The organism is Streptomyces sp. NA04227 (genome assembly GCF_013364195.1).
Taxonomy (GTDB): domain Bacteria; phylum Actinomycetota; class Actinomycetes; order Streptomycetales; family Streptomycetaceae; genus Streptomyces.
Genome location: NZ_CP054918.1, coordinates 6394295 through 6412745, shown reverse-complemented (window position 1 = coordinate 6412745; position 18451 = coordinate 6394295). Strand labels below are relative to the sequence as shown.

The window sequence follows — 18451 nt, the reverse complement described above, 5'->3', positions numbered from 1 at the left end:
CCTCAGGACCGCTTCAAGATCGTCGTACCGCCGCCGCTCGGTCAGCCGGCCGCCGGGTCGCCCTTCGTGTACGAGAGGCGCTCGACCTGACCGGGACGGAACTCGTCGTCCACGGGCTTGCCGTTCACCACCAGATCGATGGCACCGGCGTCGCCCAGGATCAGGCCGATCTTCTCCTTGTCCTGGAAGGTCTTGGTCTGGCCCTGCTTGAGCATGCCGTCGAAGAGGGTGCGGCCGTTGTGGTCGCGGGCGGCGATCCAGCTCCGCCCGTCCGCCGCCTCGACGACGACGGTGACCTTGTCGCGCGGCGCTGCCGCGATGGCGCTCTCGGTAGGAGTCGGACGCGTGCCGCCCGGCTTGTCGTGACCGGGCTTGGTGACCGGCTTGCTGGTCTGCGGGGTCGAGCCCTCGGCGGCCTCGTGGCCACCCTTGTCGTCGTTGCCGTTCGCGAGTGTGAAGCCGACGAAGCCGATCACCACGACGATCGCGGCGACCATCGCCGCGGTCCAGTTGGGGCGGCGCGGTTCGGCCCGGCGGATACGTTCCGCCTCGAACAAGGGAGTGGCGGGGGTGGGCGCGGGCGCACCGCCGCGTTCCGCGTCGAAGCGTTCGATGAGCGGCTTCGGATCGATGCCTGCGGCGCGGGCCAGCGTGCGGATGTGACCGCGCGCGTAGACATCGCCGCCGCAGCGGGAGTAGTCGTCCTGTTCGATGCCCTGAACGATCGGCGCACGCACGCGGGTGGCCGCGCTGACTGCTTCGATGCTCAGACCGGCCTCGATACGGGCCTTCCTGAGCGTCTCACCGACCGACGGGCCGTCATCTACCGACGGGACGTCCGACTGGCTGTCGTCTTCGGGGGAGTTGCCGATGGACACGGGGGCGCCTTTCGAGCGTGTAGCCACCTGCTGGAGGTTCAGTCTAGGGGGGGTGTCAGAAGGGGGAGCAACCGGGCGGACGCACTTCTTACGCCATCTGTATGGCCGCTTTCCGCGATGGTGGGACACCATTCTGTCCCCTCCCTCAACTTGACGTACGCCATGGGGAAACGGTTGCCCTCGCTTCGCTTACGGAATGGACTCGATCGGCTCCGAACGGACTCGATCGGCTCCGCCAGGCCGCGCACAGGTCGGGCAACCACGGTCGGCCCTGCCCCTCCGGTCTTCGCGGACCGCTCCGCGGCGAACGGGAACGCCTCCCACACCGGTTGAGGGCATGGAAGGGCTACCGGACGCCGCTGGGCCCGCGGAGGTCGGGGCGGCAGGGTCTAGGGTTGAGCCTCCCCCCGGATGACCGCGAGCACACCGTCCAGATCATCAGGCTTCACAAGAACGTCACGAGCCTTGGAACCCTCGCTCGGCCCGACGATGCCGCGCGACTCCATGAGGTCCATCAGACGGCCCGCCTTCGCGAAGCCGACCCGGAGTTTGCGCTGGAGCATCGAGGTGGATCCGAACTGGGTGGAGACCACGAGTTCGGCCGCCTGGCACAGCAGGTCGAGATCGTCGCCGATGCCCTCGTCGATCTCCTTCTTCTGCTTGGTGCCCACCGTGACGTCGTCCCGGAAGACCGGCGTCATCTGGTCCTTGCAGTGCTGCACGACCTGGGCGATCTCGTCCTCGGTGACGAAGGCGCCCTGCATCCGGACGGGCTTGTTGGCGCCCATCGGCAGGAAGAGACCGTCACCCTTTCCGATGAGTTTCTCGGCGCCGGGTTGATCGAGGATCACCCGGCTGTCGGCGAGCGAGGAGGTGGCGAAGGCGAGCCGGGAGGGCACGTTCGCCTTGATCAGACCGGTGACGACGTCGACCGAGGGCCGCTGGGTGGCGAGCACCAGGTGGATACCGGCGGCGCGGGCGAGCTGCGTGATGCGCACGATCGAGTCCTCGACATCGCGCGGCGCCACCATCATCAGGTCGGCCAACTCGTCGACGATGACCAGCAGATACGGATACGGCTGCAGCTCGCGCCCACTGCCCTCGGGCGGCTTCACCTTGCCGTTGCGCACCGCCTCGTTGAAGTCGTCGATGTGGCGGTAGCCGAAGGCGGCCAGGTCGTCGTAGCGCAGATCCATCTCGCGGACGACCCACTGCAGCGCCTCGGCGGCCCGCTTCGGGTTGGTGATGATCGGCGTGATCAGGTGCGGGATGCCCTCGTACGCGGTCAGCTCGACGCGCTTGGGGTCGACGAGGACCATCCGTACGTCCTCGGGGGTGGCCCGCACCATGATCGAGGTGATCAGGCAGTTGATGCAGGAGGACTTTCCGGAGCCGGTGGCACCGGCGACCAGGATGTGCGGCATCTTCGCCATGTTGGCCATCACATAGCCGCCCTCGACGTCCTTGCCGAGCGCCACCAGCATCGGGTGGTCGTCCTCCGCGGCGTCCGCGAGGCGCAGTACGTCACCGACGTTGACCATCTCGCGGTCGGTGTTGGGGATTTCGATGCCGACCGCGGACTTGCCGGGGATGGGGCTGATGATGCGGACGTCGGGGCTGGCCACGGCGTAGGCGATGTTCTTGGTGAGCGCGGTGATCCGCTCGACCTTCACGGCGGGGCCGAGCTCGACCTCGTAGCGGGTGACCGTCGGCCCCCGGGTGAAGCCGGTGACGGCCGCGTCGACCTTGAACTCGCTGAAGACGTTGCTGAGCGAGGCCACTATGGCGTCGTTGGCGGCACTACGCGCCTTGCCGGGGCCGCCGCGCTCCAGGAGGTCCAGCGAGGGCAGGGAGTAGGTGACGTCCCCGGAGAGCTGCAACTGCTCGGCGCGGGGCGGCAGTTCACGCGGCGCGTCGGGTGCCGACTTGGTCAGGTCGGGCACCGGCAGCGCGGACTGGCCGCCGCGCTCCGTCCGCTGCTTCTTGGCGCCGGGGGCGGGTGACGCCTCGTCGGCACGCGCGGGCGGCACGGCGGGCGAGGGATCCGGTTCGCGCTCGACGGTGACGCCCTGGGTGAGGTCGGCGACGACCGGCGAGGGCGGCATGCCGTGCAGTACGGCACCGTCGAGGGCGGCCGCCGCGGCGGCGGCCACGTCGACCGGGTCCATGGGCCGTTCCAGGGCGGGCTGTGCGGAACTCCGGCGCGGGCGGCGGCGCTTGGCGAGCGCCTCCTGCTCGGCCTGCTCCGCCTGCTCGGGGTCGCGCGCCTGGAGCGCGCGCGGAACCCGGCGCCCGCGCACGGGCTGTGCGCGCCTGCTGTCCTCGTACGCGTCCTCGCCCTGCCCGTCGGCTGCGTAGTCGTCGTCGTCGTCGAAGTGTGCGCCGTACTCGCCGTCGTCGTCCGGGTCCTGGAGCAGCCCGAGGCGGATGCCGAGCATCCTGAGGCGCTGCGGGATGGCGTTGACGGGGGTGGCGGTCACCACGAGCAGGCCGAAGACGGTGAGCAGGACGAGCAGCGCCACCGCGAGCATCTCGCCCATGGTGAAGATCAGCGGGGCGGAGGCGCCCCAGCCGATGAGTCCTCCGGCGTCCCGTATGGCCTGGGTTCCCTCGTCGCGGCCCGGCGAGCCGCAGGCGATGTGCACCTGGCCGAGGACGCCGACGACCAGTGCGGACAGGCCGATGACGATCCGTCCGTTGGCCTCCGGCCGTTCCGGATGACGCATCAGGCGGACGGCCACGACCGCGAAAAGTATCGGCACGAGCAGGTCGAGGCGGCCGAAGGCGCCGGTCACCAGCGTCTCGACGAGCTCGCCGACCGGGCCCTTCAGGTTGGACCAGGTACCCGCGGCGACGATCAGCGCGAGGCCGAGCAGCAGCAGGGCCACACCGTCCTTGCGGTGCGCCGGGTCGAGCCCCTTCGCGCCGCGGCCCAGGCCGCGAAAGCCCGCGCCCACGGCGTGGGCGGCGCCCAGCCAGACGGCGCGCACCAGCCGGAAGATGCCGTTGGTCGGATTCGGCGCGGGTTTGGGCGCCGCTTTCTTGGCGGGCGCCTTCTTCGCCGCCGCCTTCTTGGCGGGGGGTTTGGCTGCCGCCTTCTTCGCGGGCGCCTTCTTCGCCGCGCCCCCGCCACGGCCGGCGCGCTTCGCGGTGCCCGCCGTGCCCTGGGAACCCTTGCCGGACGTACGTGAGGCCATGGTGGTGAGGTTACCGGTGTCGGGCGGGTCGGACACGCGCGCCCACGTGTTCACCCGTTCGTGTCGTGATCGCCGACACGCGCGACTGACGCTTCCTCAACAGGCCGTGGCGCGTGGGTCAGTTCTGCGAGGGCAGCGAGGGCGCCTCGGCGCTCGTGCCGGGCTCCAGGGCGTCGAGGGCGCGGCGAAGTCCCGTGAGTTTGCGCTCCAGATGGGCGGCGGTGGCGACGGCGGCGGCATCGGCGGCGTCGTCGTCGAGTTGCTTGGACAGCGCCTCCGCCTGCTCCTCAACTGCCGCGAGCCGCGCGGAGAGTTCGGCGAGCAGCCCGGCGGGCTCCTTGGCCTGCTCGGCCTTGCCGTCGCCCTCGATCTGCAGCCGCAGCAGCGCCGCCTGCTCACGGAGCTGGCAGTTCTTCATGTACAGCTCGACGAAGACCGAGACCTTGGCGCGCAGCACCCACGGATCGAAGGGCTTGGAGATGTAGTCCACGGCACCGGCCGCGTAACCGCGGAAGGTGTGATGCGGACCGTGGTTGATCGCGGTGAGGAAGATGATCGGGATGTCCCGGGTCCGTTCCCGCCGCTTGATGTGCGCGGCTGTCTCGAATCCGTCCATTCCTGGCATCTGGACGTCCAGCAGAATGACCGCGAAGTCGTCAGTGAGCAACGCCTTGAGCGCCTCCTCCCCGGAGGATGCCCGTACCAGCGTCTGATCGAGCGCAGAGAGGATGGCCTCCAGCGCCAGCAGATTCTCCGGCCGGTCATCGACCAGGAGGATCTTGGCCTTCTGCACCATGGCCCGCCCTCCTCGACCCGGCTGTGCGCCGGGCGCCGCCCCAGGCGACGACTCCCTTGCGCCGCCCGCCCTTGTGCCGGTCATGGTAGCCGCACCCTGCCCGTCGCCACACCCTGTCACCGCGATGTCACTGTGCACACGGCTCAAACGCGGGGTGGGCAGGAGAAAGTTCCCGAGACGGGTGCGTCCGCCCTGACCATGCACTCTCACCCTAGGGCCTCGCCCGCCCCGCGCGCTGCCCCGGGCACCCGACCACTTGCACCAGCCAGCCATTTCGTGTCCCGACGGCCCCGACAGTCCCTCACAGACGCGCACCGATACGCACCGATCCGGACGGACGAGGACCGACGGCGGCAGAGCGCGGCAGACCCCGGCACAGGTGTCGGGGTGCCGCCAACGGTGCCGGTCGGACGACCGGCACCGTCAGTGACTAAGGGCCGAATTTGTCACTTCTCGTGCATCCACTGCTCCATGACGGTCAGTAGATGATCGGGATCGACCGGCTTGGTCACATAGTCGGAAGCGCCCGACTCGATCGCCTTCTCCCGGTCGCCCTTCATCGCCTTGGCCGTCAGCGCGACGATCGGCAGCCCGGCGAACTGCGGCATCCTGCGGATCGCCGTCGTGGTCGCGTAGCCGTCCATCTCCGGCATCATGATGTCCATCAGCACGACCGTGATGTCGTCGTGCTGCTCCAGGACCTCGATCCCCTCCCGGCCGTTCTCCGCGTACAGCACCGTCAGACCATGCTGTTCGAGCACCGAGGTGAGCGCGAAGACGTTGCGGATGTCGTCGTCGACGATGAGGACCTTCTCGCCGCCGAACTGTGTCCCGCGCCGTCCGCGCGGCCGCGGCTCCGGCGCGGGCTTCGGTGCGCCCCACTCCTCACGAACGGACAAGCCCGCCGTCTCCGTCACCTCCGCCGACTCCGACGCCGCGGGAAGCTCCGGCAGCGGCCCGGGCTGTGTCACGGCCGCCCGGCGGCGCTTGCGGAACAGCGCCGCCGCTCCGTTCTGCGTCTCCTGGTACGACTTGACCTCGGCGGGCGTGGACACGTCGGGCCGCTCGTCCTGCGCCGGTGCCGCCTCCAGTTGCGCGGTGTCGCTGCCGGGGATCGGCTGCGGGTAGCCCTGCGGCGGCAGTTCGCTCGGGTGCAGCGGCAGGTAGAGCGTGAAGGTCGAACCGCGTCCCGGCTCGCTCGCCGCGTGGATCTCGCCACCGAGCAGCCGCGCGATCTCCCGGCTGATGGACAGACCGAGGCCGGTACCGCCGTACTTGCGGCTCGTGGTGCCGTCCGCCTGCTTGAAGGCCTCGAAGATGACGCGCATCTTGCTGGCCGCGATGCCGATACCGGTGTCCGTCACCGAGAAGGCGATCAGGTCGGCGTCGGCCTCGCGCAACGAACCGGCTTCCAGGAGCTGTTCGCGGATCTGCACGGGCACATCGCTGCCCGCCGTGCGGATGACGAGTTCCACCGCGCCGGAGTCGGTGAACTTCACCGCGTTCGACAGGAGGTTGCGCAGCACCTGGAGCAGCCGCTGTTCGTCGGTGTGCAGGGTGGCGGGCAGCTCCGGCGAGACCCGTACCGAGAAGTCCAGGCCCTTCTCCGCGGTGAGCGGGCGGAAGGTCGCCTCCACGTAGTCGACGAGCTGGACCAGCGCGATCCGCGTCGGCGAGACGTCCATCTTGCCCGCCTCGACCTTGGACAGGTCGAGGATGTCGTTGATGAGCTGGAGCAGGTCGGATCCCGCCCCGTGGATGGTCTCGGCGAACTCGACCTGCTTGGGCGTGAGGTTGTCGTCCGCGTTGTCGGCGAGCAACTTGGCCAGGATCAGCAGCGAGTTGAGCGGGGTGCGCAGCTCGTGCGACATGTTCGCGAGGAACTCGGACTTGTAGCGCATCGAGACGGCGAGCTGTTCGGCCCGCTCCTCGAGCACCTGCCGGGCCTCCTCGATCTCGGTGTTCTTCACCTCGATGTCGCGGTTCTGCTGGGCGAGCAGCTCGGCCTTCTCCTCCAGTTCCGCGTTGGAGTCCTGCAGCGCCTTCTGCCGGTTCTCCAGCTCCGCGGAGCGCTCGCGCAGCTGCTCGGTGAGCTCCTGCGACTGCTTGAGCAGCACCTCGGTCTTGGTGTTGACGGAGATGGTGTTGACGCTGGTGGCGATCATCTCCGCGATCTGGCTCAGGAAGTCCTTCTGGATCTGCGTGAACGGCTGGAACGAGGCCAACTCGATCACCCCGAGCACGGTCCCCTCGAAGAGCACCGGCAGCACGATCACATGCGCGGGCGGAGCCTCCCCGAGTCCGGAGGCGATCTTCAGGTAACCGGGCGGGACGTTCTCCACCAGGATCGTGCGCCGCTCCAGCGCCGCGGTGCCGATCAGCGTCTCACCGGGCCTGAAGGACGTCGGCATGGACCCCATCGAGTAGCCGTACGAGCCGAGCATGCGCAGCTCGTACGCGTCCGCCTGCTCCGCGCCCGGGTCGTCGTCCGTCGGCATGGCCACGAAGAAGGCGCCGTGCTGGGCCGAGACCACCGGGGTCAGCTCGCTCATGATGAGCGAGGCGACGTCGTCCAGGTCGCGGCGGCCCTGCATCAGACCGGAGATACGCGCCAGGTTGCCCTTGAGCCAGTCCTGTTCCTTGTTGGCCAGGGTGGTGTCGCGCAGGTTCGCGATCATGGTGTTGATGTTGTCCTGCAGGACCTGGATCTCACCGGCCGCGTCGACGTCGATCTTCAGGTTGAGGTCGCCGCGGGTCACCGCGGTGGCGACGGCCGCGATGGCGCGCACCTGCCGGGTCAGGTTTCCGGCCATCTCGTTCACGGACTCGGTGAGGTCGCGCCAGGTGCCGTCCACGTCGCGCACCCGCGCCTGACCGCCGAGCTGGCCCTCGGTGCCCACCTCGCGGGCGACCCGGGTGACCTCCTCGGCGAAGCTGGAGAGCTGGTCGACCATTGTGTTGATGGTGGTCTTGAGCTCCAGGATCTCGCCGCGCGCGTCGATGTCGATCTTCTTGGTCAGGTCACCCTTGGCGATGGCGGTCGTGACCATGGCGATGTTGCGCACCTGGCCGGTGAGGTTGGACGCCATCTGGTTCACGGACTCGGTGAGGTCCTTCCACGTACCGGAGACGCCCGGTACGCGGGCCTGGCCGCCGAGGATGCCGTCGGTGCCCACCTCGCGGGCCACCCGGGTCACCTGGTCGGCGAACGAACTCAGCGTCTTCACCATGGTGTTGACGGTGTCGGCGAGCTGCGCGACCTCGCCGCTCGCCTCGACGGTGACCTTCTTGGTCAGGTCGCCGTTGGCCACCGCGGTCGCCACCTGGGAGATGTTGCGCACCTGGCTGGTCAGGTTGTTGGCCATCAGGTTGACGTTGTCGCTCAGGTCCTTCCAGATGCCCGTGACGCCGGGCACCCGGGCCTGGCCGCCCAGGTTGCCGTCGGTGCCCACCTCACGGGCCACCCGGTTGACCTGCTCGGCGAAGTTGGACAGCTGGTCGACCATCGTGTTCACGGTGGTGACGAGTTCGAGGATCTCGCCCTTGGCGTCGACGGTGATCTTCTTCGACAGGTCGCCCTTGGCCACCGCGGTGGTGACCTCGGCGATGTTGCGCACCTGGATGGTCAGGTTGTTGGCCATGAAGTTCACGGACTGCGTGAGGTCCTTCCAGGTACCGCTCACGCCCTGCACCTCGGCCTGACCGCCGAGAATGCCCTCCGTGCCCACCTCGCGGGCCACCCGGGTCACCTGCTCCGCGAAGTTCGAGAGCTGGTCGACCATCGTGTTCAGGACGTTCTTCAGCTCCAGGATCTCGCCCCGGGCGTCGACGTCGATCTTCTGCGACAGGTCGCCGCGCGCCACCGCCGTGGCCACCTGGGCGATGTTGCGGACCTGGGCGGTGAGGTTGCCGGCCATGCCGTTCACCGAGTCGGTCAGGTCGCGCCACACTCCGGCGACGCCGGGCACCTGTGCCTGGCCGCCGAGGCGGCCCTCCGTACCTACTTCTCTGGCGACCCTGGTCACCTGGTCGGCGAAGGCGGAGAGCTGGTCGACCATCGTGTTGATGGTGTTCTTCAGCTCCAGGATCTCGCCGCGCGCGTCGACGTCGATCTTCTGCGACAGGTCGCCGCGCGCCACCGCCGTCGTCACCTGCGCGATCTGGCGCACCTGCGACGTCAGGTTGCCCGCCATGAAGTTGACGGAGTCGGTGAGTTCCTTCCAGGTGCCGCTCACGCCGTCCACCCGGGCCTGACCGCCGAGGCGGCCCTCGGTGCCCACGTCCCTGGCCATCCTGGTGACCTGGTCGGCGAAGCTGGAGAGCTGGTCCACCATCGTGTTCACGGTGTTCTTCAGCTGGAGCATCTCGCCGGAGACGTCGACCGTGACCTTCTGCGAGAGGTCACCGTTGGCCACCGCCGTCGTCACCTGGGCGATGTTGCGGACCTGCCCGGTGAGGTTGCGGAAGGCGGTGTTCACCGAGTCGGTGAGGTCCTTCCAGGTACCGGCCGCGCCGGGCACCTGCGCCTGGCCGCCCAGCTCACCCTCGACACCGACCTCGCGGGCGACGCGGGTCACCTCGGCACCGAACGCGGAGAGCTGCCCGACCATCGTGTTGACGGTGTTCTTCAGCTCCAGCATCTCGCCGGAGACGTCGACCGTGACCTCCTGGGACAGGTCACCGTTGGCCACCGCCGTCGTCACCTGCGCGATGTCGCGCACCTGCGTGGTGAGGTTGCGGAAGACCGTGTTCACCGAGTCGGTGAGGTCCTTCCAGGTACCGGCCGCGCCCGGCACGTTCGCCTGGCCGCCGAGCCGCCCCTCCGCGCCGACCTCGTTGGCCACACGCGTGACCTCGTCCGCGAAGGTGCGCAGCGTCTCGGTCATCTGGTTGATGGTCTCGGCGAGCTGTGCGACCTCGCCCCGCGCGCTGACGGTGACCTTCTGCGACAGGTCGCCGTTGGCGACCGCGGTGGTGACCTGGGCGATCCCGCGCACCTGTGCGGTGAGGTTGCCCGCCATCAGGTTCACCGAGTCGGTGAGGTCCTTCCACACACCGGCGACGCCGGGCACCCGGGCCTGGCCGCCGAGTTCACCCTCGGTGCCGACCTCGCGGGCGACCCGGGTCACCTCGGAGGAGAACGAGGAGAGCTGGTCCACCATGGTGTTGACGGTGTTCTTCAGCTCCAGCATCTCGCCGGCGACGTGCACGGTGACCTTGCGGGAAAGATCACCCTTGGCCACCGCCGTCGTCACCAGGGCGATGTCGCGCACCTGTGCGGTGAGCCGGTACGCCATGGTGTTCACGGAGTCCGTCAGGTCCTTCCAGGAACCCGACATCCCGCGCACCCTGGCCTGCCCGCCGAGCTTGCCCTCGGTGCCCACCTCGCTGGCCACCCGGGTCACCTCGTCGGTGAAGGTGGAGAGCTGGTCGACCAGGTTGTTGACGGTCCGGCCGACCTTGAGGAACTCGCCGCGCAGCGGGTGCCCGTTGCCCTCCGGTGCCTCCGCCCGCAGCTCCATCCGCTGCTCCAGATCGCCGTCGGCGACCGCGGAGAGCACCCGTCCGACCTCGGAGACCGGACGTACGAGATCCTCGACCAGGGCGTTGGAGGCATCGATCGCCACCGCCCAGGAGCCCTCGCAAGCGCCTGTTTCCAGCCGTTCCGTGAGCTTTCCCTCACGCCCGACCATCCGCCGCACCCGCGTCAGCTCGCCGGTGAGATGCATGTTCCGCTCGGCCACCTCGTTGAACACGGCGGCGATCTCGGACATCACATCGTCACCGGAGACGGTGAGACGCTTGCGGAAGTTTCCGTCGCGCATCGACACCAGGGCGGCGAGCAATCTGTTCAGGGCCGCCGAGTCGACCGTAGTTGTCCCGTTGCGCGACTTTCGCGGCTTACCCGGGTTTTGTCCGCCTTCTGCGCGCGTGCTGGTGCTACGCGTCGCTGCGCCAGACTCCACCGTGTCCCTCCCGCAGGGGTCGACCTCGTGATCGGGCTCTCGTTCCAAGCCTGCCCAGTGTTTCACCCCGGCTGAACCAGGCCATAACAGTTCGGCAGCTTCGCACACCCTCCGCACACCCTCCGGGCGGAAAGTGTTGCGGGCGGCATCCGCATGAATGGCGAAGGTAAGTAACCTGGGCGACGGCTGTCCACCCACCCGGACCGCCCGGCCGGGGGTGGCAGGCACAGACACGGGTATCGGAGGACGCGGCCGCACATGACCACCGGACTGCACCTGCCCGGGGGCGGCGCCCCCGAACCAGGGCCGCACGATCAGGCGGACCGCACGGCAGCACACGTCGACCACGGCACAAGGAGCTCTGTGATCACCGCCCGCGCGGCCGCGACATTCGAACCGGTCGGCCGCTCCGTCGCGACCGCACGCTCCTTCGTCCGCGACACCCTGCAAGGCTGGGGTTTCGCCGACGTCATCGACGACGCGGTGGTGCTCACCAGCGAACTGGTCACCAACGCCGTCGTCCACGCGGGCACCGCCGCCGAGGTCCTGTGCCTGCGCAGCGAGAACTCCGTACGCATCGAGGTCGGCGACCGCTACCCGGAGCGTGAGATCCCGCTCCAGCAGTCGGCCGTCAACATGGGCAGCCCCGACCGCGAGGGCGGCCGCGGCCTCCAGCTCTGCGCCGCGCTCGCCGGGCACTGGGGCGTCGAGTACAGCCCCACCCACAAGCACGTCTGGTTCGCCCTCGAACTCCCCGACCGGCCGGTCGGCACCCGCTCGGCCGGTCCCTCGCTGCCCACCGACGTGCTCCCGCTGGCCGACGGCCGGGTCCGCGTCGCGGTCGTCCAGATCGACCGCGCGGGCACCATCAGCTCCTGGAACGAGGACGCCGAAACCCTCTTCGGCTACGCCGCCGACCAGGTCACCGGCAAGCCCCTGACCGACTTCGCCGCCTGGCCGCACACCCCCGGGATCAGCACCGGCATCGCCGAGGCCCTCCAGCTCTCGCGCTGGGAGGGCAGCTACGGCATCCGCAGCGCCCAGGGCCGGGTCACCCCCGTCTACGCCTCGCACCTGCGGGTCCGCGACGCCGACGGCGAGCCCTCCACGGTCTGCCTGCTGGTACGCGACCACGAACGCGCCGTCCTCCAGACGCCGCTGCGCGTCGCACAGTCCGACCAGTCCGCCTCCTCCGGCGACGGCTCCTCGGCCGACCCGTTCGAGGTCTTCATCGGCTCGCCCGCCCCGGACGACCTCGACGGCCTCCTCCAGCGCACCGTCGAACGCGCCCGTGACATGCTCGACGGCGACGCCGCCTTCCTGCTCCTGGCCACCGACGACGAGACCGAGCTGGAGGTCCGCGCCTCCACCGGACTGCCCTCGGCCCGCCAGCGCTTCGCCCGCGTCCCCGTCGAGGCGGGCCCCGGCCGCTACGGCTCCGCCCGGATGCCCGCCGTCCACGAGGACCTCACGGTCGTCCCCGGCGCGGTGCCGCTCCTCGGCGGTACGGGTATGCGCTCGGTGGTGACCGTGCCGCTGAAGGTCGAGGGCCGCCTGACCGGTTCCCTCGGTGTCGCGGCCGAGTCCCCCGGGCGGTACTCCAACGAGGAGGCGCTGCGGCTGCAGTTCGCCGCCGACCGGATCGCCCTCGCCGTCGAGTCCGCCCGTCTCGGCGAACTCGAACGCCTGCGCCGCGGTTCGCTGTCCTTCCTCGTCGAGGCCTCCGACCTCCTCGCAGGAACCCTCGACCGGGACCAGACGCTCGCGCTCATGGCGCAGATGACCGTCCCTACGCTCGCCACCTGGTGCGCCGTCTACACCATCGCCGACCAGTCCTCGGACCCATACCTCTCCTACGTACTGCACGAGGACGAGGAACGCATCGACGGCCTCAAGGCCCTGCTCTCCAGGATCGATCCGCCCGACCCGGTGCCCACGCCGGGCGCACGCATCTGGAACGCGCCGGCGAAGGCGGCGCACGAGGCCGCGCTGCGCACCTCCATGCGCAACCTCGACCTCGGCGAACCGCCCAGCCTGGCCGCGGGCGTGGGCACCACCCTCGCCACCGCCTCCGCGGTCGGCGGCGAGACCGTGGTACTCCCGCTGGTGGCACGCAACCGCGTCATCGGCATGCTGACGCTCGGCAAGCCCACCGACGAACACTTCCGCCAGGAAATCCTGGAACTCGCCGAGGACCTCTCCCGCCGAGCGGCGCTCGCCCTGGACAACGCCCGCCTGTACTCGGAGCGGACGGCCATCAGCCAGTCCCTCCAGCGCAGCCTGCTGCCGCCCGAGCTGGTCCAGGTGCCGGGCGTGGAGGTCGACGTCATCTACCGCGCCGCGGGCGAGGGCAACGAAGTCGGCGGCGACTTCTACGACTTGTTCCCCATCCGCGAGGGCGCCTACGGCTTCGCCATCGGCGACGTCTGCGGCACGGGCCCCGAGGCCGCGGCCGTCACCGGCCTGGCCCGGCACGCCCTGCGCCTGCTCGCCCGCGAGGGCTTCGGCGGCCCCGCCGTCCTGGAACGCCTCAACTCGGCCATCCTCGACGAGGGCGCCCGCAGCCGCTTCCTGACGCTGCTGTACGGGGAGTTGTGGCCGCAGGAGGACGGCAGCGCGATCCTGAAGGTGGTCTGCGCGGGCCATCCGCTGCCCCTGCGCCTCCGCCAGGACGGCACCGTCGAACCGGCGGCCGAGCCGCAGCCGCTGCTCGGCGTCATGGACGACCTCGAGCTCTACGAACAGACCGTCACCCTGGACCCCGGCGACATCCTGCTGTGCGTGACCGACGGCGTCACCGAACGCCGTGAGGGCTCCCGCATGCTGGGCGACGACGGCCTCGCCGAGGTCCTCGCCACGTCCACGGGACTCACCGCGGGCGCGGTGGCCGCACGGGTGATGCGCGCCGTGGAGCGCTTCGCCTCGGACGCGCCCTCGGACGACATGGCCATTCTGGCGATGCGCGTCCCGGGCCTCCACACGGACTAAGAACGAGGGGCGGGCCGGAACACTCCCCGACCCGCCCCTCAAACACCAAAGGCTCCCGCCCAGTTGGGCGAGAGCCTTTGTTTGTCTGAGCCCCCAAACGGAATCGAACCGTTGACCTTCTCCTTACCATGGAGACGCTCTACCGACTGAGCTATAGGGGCCGGTCACTTCGCGGATTTCCTGCTTTCCGCGCGGCAACGAGATAGATCATACCCCGTTCGAAGCGGTGCTCCCAACCGGTGTCCCGCCCCTCCCCATCAGGGACTTGGGCCAGGCCACCCGGCCCGGAGCCGCACCCCTCAGGCAGGCATCAGCAGACCGCCGAGGGCATTGCACGCGGACACGGTGCGCTGAAGATCGCGGCGGCCCATCGAGGCATCAACCGCAAGCGCAAGCGTTTCGTCGGCGGCCCGCTCGGTCCTCGGCAGTGCCACCTGCCGCAAGAACTCCGGCGTCCGGTGCAACGGCGTCTTCACTGGCACCCGGCACTCCACGCCCCTCGCCCTTATCGTCCTGGCGAACGCGTCCCGGTCCGGCCGCCCGTTCCCCGGGATCCGCACCACGTACTGCGCATAGCTGTGCCCGTCCGACGGCAGCGGCGTCAGGACACCGCTCAGCCGACGGTCCAGATAGGCCGCGTGCACCCGCCGCTGCCGCACCTCGTCGCCCACCTCGTCCTCGGCGTGCTCCAGGTGCTCCAGTACGAGGAGGCCGTGCCGCCGACCGATGCTGTGCAGCCGCGTAAGGTCCGCGCGGTGGCCGAAGCGGTGGACGGCGACGACACCGGCGGTCCGCGGTCCCACCTGGGCTTCCACGGCGGCCGGGTCCAGGCAGTAGCTCGACTCGTCGATGTCCGCGAACACCGGACGGGCACCCGCGAGGGCCACCGCCCGGGCCACCTCGGGGTTCCCGAAGGCCGACACGACAACGTCGTCACCAGCGCCGATACCAGCGGCTCGCAGCATTGCAAGTGTCCCCATACAGGGCATGCTTGCCGCGCAACGTGAACGTGAGGTGACGGAAACAAAAAAGGAGCGGGTCCCCGACCCTAAGATCGGGGACCCGCTCCTTCTACGTTTAGTTCGGCGGCGTCCTACTCTCCCACAGGGTCCCCCCTGCAGTACCATCGGCGCTGTAAGGCTTAGCTTCCGGGTTCGGAATGTAACCGGGCGTTTCCCTCACGCTATGACCACCGAAACACTATGAAACAGACAACCAGGCATCACACCCAATACACATGGGTGTGGAGGTTGTTCGTGGTTTCAGAACCAACACAGTGGACGCGAGCAACTGAGGACAAGCCCTCGGCCTATTAGTACCAGTCAACTCCACCCCTTACAGGGCTTCCATATCTGGCCTATCAACCCAGTCGTCTACTGGGAGCCTTACCCTCTCAAGGAGGTGGGAATACTCATCTCGAAGCAGGCTTCCCGCTTAGATGCTTTCAGCGGTTATCCCTCCCGAACGTAGCCAACCAGCCATGCCCTTGGCAGAACAACTGGCACACCAGAGGGTCGTCCGTCCCGGTCCTCTCGTACTAGGGACAGCCCTTCTCAATATTCCTACGCGCACAGCGGATAGGGACCGAACTGTCTCACGACGTTCTAAACCCAGCTCGCGTACCGCTTTAATGGGCGAACAGCCCAACCCTTGGGACCGACTCCAGCCCCAGGATGCGACGAGCCGACATCGAGGTGCCAAACCATCCCGTCGATATGGACTCTTGGGGAAGATCAGCCTGTTATCCCCGGGGTACCTTTTATCCGTTGAGCGACGGCGCTTCCACAAGCCACCGCCGGATCACTAGTCCCGACTTTCGTCCCTGCTCGACCCGTCGGTCTCACAGTCAAGCTCCCTTGTGCACTTACACTCAACACCTGATTACCAACCAGGCTGAGGGAACCTTTGGGCGCCTCCGTTACCCTTTAGGAGGCAACCGCCCCAGTTAAACTACCCATCAGACACTGTCCCTGATCCGGATCACGGACCCAGGTTAGACATCCAGCACGACCAGAGTGGTATTTCAACAACGACTCCCCCTGAACTGGCGTCCAGAGTTCACAGTCTCCCACCTATCCTACACAAGCCGAACCGAACACCAATATCAAACTGTAGTAAAGGTCCCGGGGTCTTTCCGTCCTGCTGCGCGAAACGAGCATCTTTACTCGTAGTGCAATTTCACCGGGCCTATGGTTGAGACAGTCGAGAAGTCGTTACGCCATTCGTGCAGGTCGGAACTTACCCGACAAGGAATTTCGCTACCTTAGGATGGTTATAGTTACCACCGCCGTTTACTGGCGCTTAAGTTCTCAGCTTCGCCACACCGAAATGTGACTAACCGGTCCCCTTAACGTTCCAGCACCGGGCAGGCGTCAGTCCGTATACATCGCCTTACGGCTTCGCACGGACCTGTGTTTTTAGTAAACAGTCGCTTCTCGCTGGTCTCTGCGGCCACCCCCAGCTCAGAGCGCGAAGCTCATCACCAGAAATGGCCCCCCTTCTCCCGAAGTTACGGGGGCATTTTGCCGAGTTCCTTAACCATAGTTCACCCGAACGCCTCGGTATTCTCTACCTGACCACCTGAGTCGGTTTAGGGTACGGGCCGCCATAAAACTCGCTAGAGGCTTTTCTCGACAGCATAGGATCATCCACTTCACCACAATCGGCTCGGCATCAGGTCTCACCCACGTGCCATCCGGATTTACCTAGATGACGGGCTACACCCTTACCCCGGGACAACCACCGCCCGGGATGGACTACCTTCCTGCGTCACCCCATCACTCACCTACTACCAGCTCGGGTCACCGGCTCCACCACTTTCCATTCCCCGAAGGGTCCGGAACGGCTTCACGGGCTTAGCATCACTGGATTCAATGTTTGACGCTCTACAGCGGGTACCGGAATATCAACCGGTTATCCATCGACTACGCCTGTCGGCCTCGCCTTAGGTCCCGACTTACCCTGGGCAGATCAGCTTGACCCAGGAACCCTTAGTCAATCGGCGCAAACGTTTCTCACGTTTGTATCGCTACTCATGCCTGCATTCTCACTCGTGAACCGTCCACCACTGCCTTCCGGCGCGGCTTCACCCGGCACACGACGCTCCCCTACCCATCACAGCCTCCGTTGGGAGTATTGCTGCAATGACACGACTTCGGCGGTACGCTTGAGCCCCGCTACATTGTCGGCGCGGAATCACTTGACCAGTGAGCTATTACGCACTCTTTCAAGGATGGCTGCTTCTAAGCCAACCTCCTGGTTGTCTCTGCGACTCCACATCCTTTCCCACTTAGCGTACGCTTAGGGGCCTTAGTCGATGCTCTGGGCTGTTTCCCTCTCGACCATGGAGCTTATCCCCCACAGTCTCACTGCCGCGCTCTCACTTACCGGCATTCGGAGTTTGGCTAAGGTCAGTAACCCGGTAGGGCCCATCGCCTATCCAGTGCTCTACCTCCGGCAAGAAACACACGACGCTGCACCTAAATGCATTTCGGGGAGAACCAGCTATCACGGAGTTTGATTGGCCTTTCACCCCTAACCACAGGTCATCCCCCAGGTTTTCAACCCTGGTGGGTTCGGTCCTCCACGAAGTCTTACCTCCGCTTCAACCTGCCCATGGCTAGATCACTCCGCTTCGGGTCTTGAGCGCGCTACTAAACCGCCCTATTCGGACTCGCTTTCGCTACGGCTTCCCCACACGGGTTAACCTCGCAACACACCGCAAACTCGCAGGCTCATTCTTCAAAAGGCACGCAGTCACGAGACACACAAAGTGTGTCCGACGCTCCCACGGCTTGTAGGCACACGGTTTCAGGTACTATTTCACTCCCCTCCCGGGGTACTTTTCACCATTCCCTCACGGTACTATCCGCTATCGGTCACCAGGGAATATTTAGGCTTAGCGGGTGGTCCCGCCAGATTCACACGGGATTTCTCGGGCCCCGTGCTACTTGGGTGTCTCTCAAACGAGCCGCTAATGTTTCAGCTACGGGGGTCTTACCCTCTACGCCGGACCTTTCGCATGTCCTTCGCCTACATCAACGGTTTCTGACTCGTCCTGCCGCCGGCAGACGACAGAAGAGAGATCCCACAACACCCCAAGCGCAACCCCTGCCGGGTCTCACACGCTTGAGGTTTAGCCTCATCCAGTTTCGCTCGCCACTACTCCCGGAATCACGGTTGTTTTCTCTTCCTGCGGGTACTGAGATGTTTCACTTCCCCGCGTTCCCTCCACATGCCCTATGTGTTCAGGCAAGGGTGACAGCCCATGACGACTGCCGGGTTTCCCCATTCGGACACCCCCGGATCACAGCTCGGTTGACAGCTCCCCGGGGCCTATCGTGGCCTCCCACGTCCTTCATCGGTTCCTGGTGCCAAGGCATCCACCGTGCGCCCTTAAAAACTTGGCCACAGATGCTCGCGTCCACTGTGCAGTTCTCAAACAACGACCAACCACCCACCACCCCGAACCAGAGTCCGAGTTCACTGGGGCCGGCATACCGAAGGGCGAGCTCACGCTCGCACCCTCAGACACCCAACAGCGCGCCCGGCACAGCCAGTTGACGATCTCCACGTTCCACGCTCCGAAGAGCAGTACTAGTGAACCCATCCAACTGTCTGTGCCGA

Annotated in this window: 6 protein-coding genes, 1 tRNA gene and 2 rRNA genes; 1 reads left to right on the top strand and 8 read right to left on the bottom strand. The window is 67.2% G+C overall.

Annotated features, from left to right (window positions below; translation table 11 throughout):
- Nucleotides 1–41 precede the first annotated feature (41 nt).
- From HUT18_RS27255 to HUT18_RS27240, 4 genes are all read right to left on the bottom strand, one after another.
- Nucleotides 42–872: a helix-turn-helix domain-containing protein gene (locus HUT18_RS27255; RefSeq protein ID WP_254879101.1), complete on the bottom strand. Its 831-nt coding sequence runs from the start codon at nucleotides 870–872 to the stop codon at nucleotides 42–44.
- A 395-nt stretch (nucleotides 873–1267) separates the two neighbouring features.
- The gene (locus HUT18_RS27250; protein ID WP_176103172.1) at nucleotides 1268–4075 is read right to left on the bottom strand and encodes a DNA translocase FtsK; all 2808 of its coding nucleotides are present in this window, start codon (nucleotides 4073–4075) and stop codon (nucleotides 1268–1270) included.
- Nucleotides 4076–4193: 118 nt separating this feature from the next.
- Complete coding sequence (locus HUT18_RS27245) at nucleotides 4194–4871, bottom strand: two-component system response regulator (RefSeq protein WP_176103171.1); 678 nt, start codon at nucleotides 4869–4871, stop codon at nucleotides 4194–4196.
- A 446-nt stretch (nucleotides 4872–5317) separates the two neighbouring features.
- Nucleotides 5318–10837 (bottom strand): HAMP domain-containing protein, encoded by a 5520-nt coding sequence (locus tag HUT18_RS27240; protein ID WP_176103170.1) that lies wholly within the window; start codon nucleotides 10835–10837, stop codon nucleotides 5318–5320.
- Nucleotides 10838–11095: 258 nt separating this feature from the next.
- On the opposite strand from HUT18_RS27240, the gene HUT18_RS27235 reads away from it, so the two are divergent.
- Entirely contained in the window at nucleotides 11096–13825 is a 2730-nt protein-coding gene (locus HUT18_RS27235; RefSeq protein WP_176103169.1) for a SpoIIE family protein phosphatase, read from the top strand.
- An 88-nt stretch (nucleotides 13826–13913) separates the two neighbouring features.
- Here the strand turns inward: HUT18_RS27235 and HUT18_RS27230 are convergent.
- The 4 genes from HUT18_RS27230 to HUT18_RS27215 all read right to left on the bottom strand — a co-directional run bounded on the left by HUT18_RS27230 (nucleotide 13914) and on the right by HUT18_RS27215 (nucleotide 18234).
- Nucleotides 13914–13986, bottom strand: a tRNA-Thr gene (locus HUT18_RS27230).
- A gap of 138 nt (nucleotides 13987–14124) precedes the next feature.
- Nucleotides 14125–14790 carry a DegT/DnrJ/EryC1/StrS family aminotransferase gene (locus HUT18_RS27225; protein WP_176103168.1) on the bottom strand — a complete coding sequence of 222 codons (666 nt, stop codon included), beginning with the start codon at nucleotides 14788–14790 and terminating at the stop codon, nucleotides 14125–14127.
- A gap of 115 nt (nucleotides 14791–14905) precedes the next feature.
- Nucleotides 14906–15022, bottom strand: a 5S ribosomal RNA gene (gene rrf / locus HUT18_RS27220).
- A gap of 95 nt (nucleotides 15023–15117) precedes the next feature.
- Nucleotides 15118–18234, bottom strand: a 23S ribosomal RNA gene (locus HUT18_RS27215).
- Nucleotides 18235–18451 lie beyond the last annotated feature (217 nt).

Excerpts from the sequence above, each read along its gene's own strand:
- HUT18_RS27245 (WP_176103171.1), bottom strand. The coding sequence starts at position 4,871 with ATGGTGCAGAAGGCCAAGATCCTCCTGGTCGATGACCGGCCGGAGAAT.
- HUT18_RS27235 (WP_176103169.1), top strand. The coding sequence starts at position 11,096 with ATGACCACCGGACTGCACCTGCCCGGGGGCGGCGCCCCCGAACCAGGG.
- HUT18_RS27225 (WP_176103168.1), bottom strand. The coding sequence starts at position 14,790 with ATGCTGCGAGCCGCTGGTATCGGCGCTGGTGACGACGTTGTCGTGTCG.
- HUT18_RS27250 (WP_176103172.1), bottom strand. The coding sequence starts at position 4,075 with ATGGCCTCACGTACGTCCGGCAAGGGTTCCCAGGGCACGGCGGGCACC.